Annotated in this window: 3 protein-coding genes; 1 reads left to right on the top strand and 2 read right to left on the bottom strand. The window is 55.9% G+C overall.

Features of this window, described 5'->3' with window-relative positions:
• The first annotated feature begins 123 nt into the window (after positions 1 to 123).
• Positions 124 to 1,374, top strand: a complete 1,251-nt coding sequence (locus H8Q75_RS07615) for a SufS family cysteine desulfurase (protein ID WP_297041025.1) — start codon at positions 124 to 126, stop codon at positions 1,372 to 1,374.
• Here the strand turns inward: H8Q75_RS07615 and H8Q75_RS07610 are convergent.
• Positions 1,371 to 2,729 (bottom strand): DNA polymerase III subunit alpha, encoded by a 1,359-nt coding sequence (locus H8Q75_RS07610; RefSeq protein WP_024125333.1) that lies wholly within the window; start codon positions 2,727 to 2,729, stop codon positions 1,371 to 1,373. The genes H8Q75_RS07615 and H8Q75_RS07610 overlap by 4 nt on opposite strands.
• Before the next feature lie 27 nt (positions 2,730 to 2,756).
• Positions 2,757 to 3,389, bottom strand: a complete 633-nt coding sequence (locus tag H8Q75_RS07605) for a hypothetical protein (protein WP_024125334.1) — start codon at positions 3,387 to 3,389, stop codon at positions 2,757 to 2,759.
• Positions 3,390 to 4,029: the final 640 nt, after the last annotated feature.

The following is a 4,029-nucleotide window of genomic DNA, read 5'->3' as shown; positions in this document are numbered from 1 at the left end:
GGGGATCAAGGGAGTGGCTGCCATTCCCTCCCTAGGCGGCGTTCTCTAGGGGCTATAGTTAAAGATGTATGCCTGCAATCTCCCTAGGAGTTGCATCACGTAACCAAGATCATTCCAAGTGCTATGACGATCGCCCCGAGCCGCTCCCTCGCTGACCTTTGCCGAGCTGATTTTCCGATTTTGGCGCGACAGGTCCACGATCGCCCCTTGATTTACTTTGACAATGCGGCCACCTCCCAGAAGCCCTTGGCAGTTCTCAATACCCTTGAGGACTACTATCGGCGCTATAACGCTAATGTCCATCGGGGGGTACACACCCTCAGTGCTGAGGCCACTACCGCCTATGAAGGGGCACGGGAAAAGGTGGCGCGTTTTGTCAATGCTGCCCATCCCGAGGAAATTATCTATACTCGCAATGCCAGTGAGGCGATTAACCTCGTGGCCTATAGTTGGGGCATGAATACGCTGCGGGACGGGGATGAAATTATCCTGACGGTGATGGAGCACCACAGTAATTTGATTCCGTGGCAGTTTGTTGCCCAAAAAACCGGTGCTCGCCTTAAGTTTGTTGAACTGACGCCAGAGCAAACCTTTGACCTCAACCACTACGAAAGCCTTTTGAGCGATCGCACGCGCTTAGTGGCTGTGACCCATGTGTCCAACACGCTGGGGTGCCTCAACCCGATTCCCGAGATTGTCCGCCTTGCCCATGCCAAGGGGGCGCGGGTATTGGTGGATGCCTGCCAAAGTGTGCCTCACCTCCCCATTGATGTACAGCAGTTGGGTTGCGATTGGCTAGTGGCCTCTGGCCATAAAATGTGTGCCCCCACGGGTATCGGCTTCCTCTGGGGACGCTCGGAACTCCTGCGGCAAATGTCCCCCTTCTTGGGCGGCGGTGAAATGATTGCCGATGTCTTTCTTGACCATGCTACCTACGCTGATATTCCCCATAAGTTTGAAGCGGGAACGCCGGCCATTGCGGAGGCGATCGCCCTGGGGGCAGCGGTAGATTACCTGAGTCAGTGGGGGATGGCACGCATCCATGCCTACGAGCAGGAACTCACGGCCTACCTCTTTGAACGCCTCCAAGAGCTTCCTGCTGTCACGGTCTATGGCCCCAAATCAGGCGATCGCGCTGCCTTGGCCAGCTTTACGGTTGGTGAGGTGCACCCCCACGATCTCTCGACTATCCTGGATCAGTCGGGAATTGCGATTCGGGCAGGCCACCACTGCACTCAGCCTTTGCACCGCTATTTAGGGGTTCAATCCACGGCACGGGCTAGCCTTTACTTCTACAACACCCGCGCTGAAATTGATCAGTTTATTGCTGCTTTGGGGGAAGCGATTGCCTTCTTTAGCGAGGTCTTTGCCTAGAGCTTGAGGCTGAGCAGTTCACTGGCTTGGGCCTGAAAACCGGCACTGGTGAGGGCATGGCGGGCGCGATCGGCATCCTCAACGCGAAACTGTGGCCCTAGGCGTACGTACTGGGCATGGTAGCCATCGGTTACTTTGACCACCACCGGCACCTTGGGCATTTCTCCCGCCTGTTGCTTAAGCACTTCCGAGAGGCGACTTTGGGCCTGAATGTCCCCCGCCTGCTCTACGGGCAAATCCACAAGCACCAGTTTCACCTCTTCAAGGGGCTCGGCATCTTCAATCAGTAGTTGGGGGCGATCGTCACGCATTTCTAGGGTGCCCCACAGCAATAGGCGGTGATCAAGCTGCAATTGCCCATGAATTCGCTCATAGGCCTTGGGAAAAACCACCGCTTCCGCCTGACCCGTGAGGTCTTCCAACTGGACAATGGCCATTCGCTCGCCGCGCTTGGTGGTAATGGCCTTCAGTGCCGTCAGCAGGGCAATCACACTCACCACCCCTTGACCTGTGTGCTGTTCAAGATCGGCCAAGCTAATGGGGGCAATCATGGCCGCTGGCCGGTGAATATCCTTGAGGGGATGGTTCGATACATAAAATCCCAGTAGGTCTTTTTCTTGGCGGAGCTTTTCGGCATCGGGTAAATCATCAACCGGGGGCGCACTGGGGGCTGGGTCATAGCTGCCCTTGGATTCATTGTTGGAGCCCCCCGCCAACATATCAAAGAGATTCACTTGCCCCACCGCCCGATCTTTGGCGCGCCCCTGTGCCCACTCCAGCACGAGGGGGAGATCCTGCATCAGTTGGTTGCGGTTGCGCTGGGGATGGAGACTATCCATGGCACCGCAGGCAATCAGGGATTCAAGGGCGCGACGGTTGAGAATGCGACTATCGCCCCCTGCCCGGGGAACCCGTTCGCAAAAATCCGCTAAACTTTGAAAGGTGCCGCCCTCTGCCCGTGCCTGCAAAATGGCCGCAATCACCCCTTGCCCGACATTGCGCACTGCCGATAGACCAAAAAGAATTTTTTGGCCCACAGGAGTAAAGTCAATATCTGAGTGATTCACATCGGGGGGTAACACCTCAATCCCCATGCTCAGGCAGGTGGCAATATAGCGCTGTACCTTGTCTTGGTCGCCACTATTTGCTGTGAGCAAGGCTGCCATATACTCGACGGGAAAGTTGGCCTTGAGAAATGCCGTTTGATAGGTAACGTAGCCGTAGGCCGTGGAGTGGGACTTGTTGAAACAATTAGCGGCGATCGCCCCATTGGCCAAAAGAAAGTTGTGATCCCTGGCAACACCAATGTCATAGACCGCTTGCCACCCCACCAACTGCCGGCCAACAATCTTCACGCTTCACCTTTCCAAACGCTGCGCTCTCTATTCTAATCGTCGCACTGTGTCGCGAGCGGGAATCCGCACATCTCGCAGGGGCATCCCCCTGAGACACTGGTAGTGAGCCACCAACCAGTTGGGGGTTTGCACACCAATACTGGCGAGAGCCGCCACGGTGGGAAAAGGCCACAGTCGCTCAAAGATCACTTCCCCCTGCCAGTCAAATTGCAGAAAATAGCAGCCCACGGGTGCCTGCAAGTAATCTAGGAGTCGTCGTCCGAGGGCATAGAGGGTTTGTCGCTGGCGATCGCTGGCATGGATGGGTAACTGCCATGTCCCTTCAAGGCAGCCAATAATTTCGCCAAAGAGCGTCCCCTTTGCCGTTTGGGCCAGGGGCAACTGATAGAGACCCCCTGTGCCGGTTCCTATTCCCCACTGGGAAACCAAGGGGCCCAAAGCTCGACACTGCTGCCAAAGGTGGGATGATGCCCAATGGGTAAGGCTATAGTCCAGTACCGCTGCTTGGGGAGCGATCGCCATCGGGGCATCGAGGGGACAAACCACAATCTCGGCACTGCTGTGACATTGTTGCAGCACGGGTACCACTTTTGTGACTACTTGCTCCGCAGACAGTTCGGCCTCCCTTGGCTGTGCCGCACACCAGATCCGTATTTTCAATCCTCCCATCCTCCTGCTGCTAGGGCAGCTCACCAGCGTTCCATGAGCATCACCTGCTGTGCTAAGAAAATCACATCCGCCAAAGTTTCATTGTAGGTGTGGGCAGTCAAGTTGCGATCCTCTGCCCTTTGCAGGGCTAAGCGGACTTCCTCGGGGGTGAGTAGGCAGTTCCTGCAAAGCTACCTGTGCCCTTGGGGCGATCGCTCATCCTTCCCTAAACCATCTACTCAATGCCGGCTGCGATCACTGGCGATCAATAGTCGGCAGACACTTCTGACAAATCCACCCCAGCTGCTGCATCGATCAACGATCAAGTTAGACATCTCTAGGCGCATCCGCAACTCATCTCAAAGCCCCACGGGTAGCCGAGCCGAATCCATGGACCTTGACGGGGAGCCCTGCCAAAAGTCTGCTAGGATGTTTTTGGGTTCCTGCGGAGCTCACCCTTTGATTCCTGCTCACCTAAGTATGAAAGCTGGGAATCAGGCCAATCCGCGCAGGTTGTAATGAGGCTAATCCCTGCTGTTGTTGCTGGCGGGCTTGGGCGGCCAAGAGGGTTTGCAGATTCCGCAATTCGGCACGCAGTTGACTGTTTTCTTTTTCGAGGCTTTCAATCTTCAGTTTCACTTGAGTGAGTCGC

The sequence above is a fragment of the Thermosynechococcus sp. OHK43 genome, from assembly GCF_014466085.1.
In the GTDB taxonomy this organism is placed as follows: Bacteria; Cyanobacteriota; Cyanobacteriia; order Thermosynechococcales; family Thermosynechococcaceae; genus Thermosynechococcus.
The sequence above is the reverse complement of the archived record's forward strand: the minus strand, read 5'-3'. Positions and strand labels throughout refer to the sequence as shown.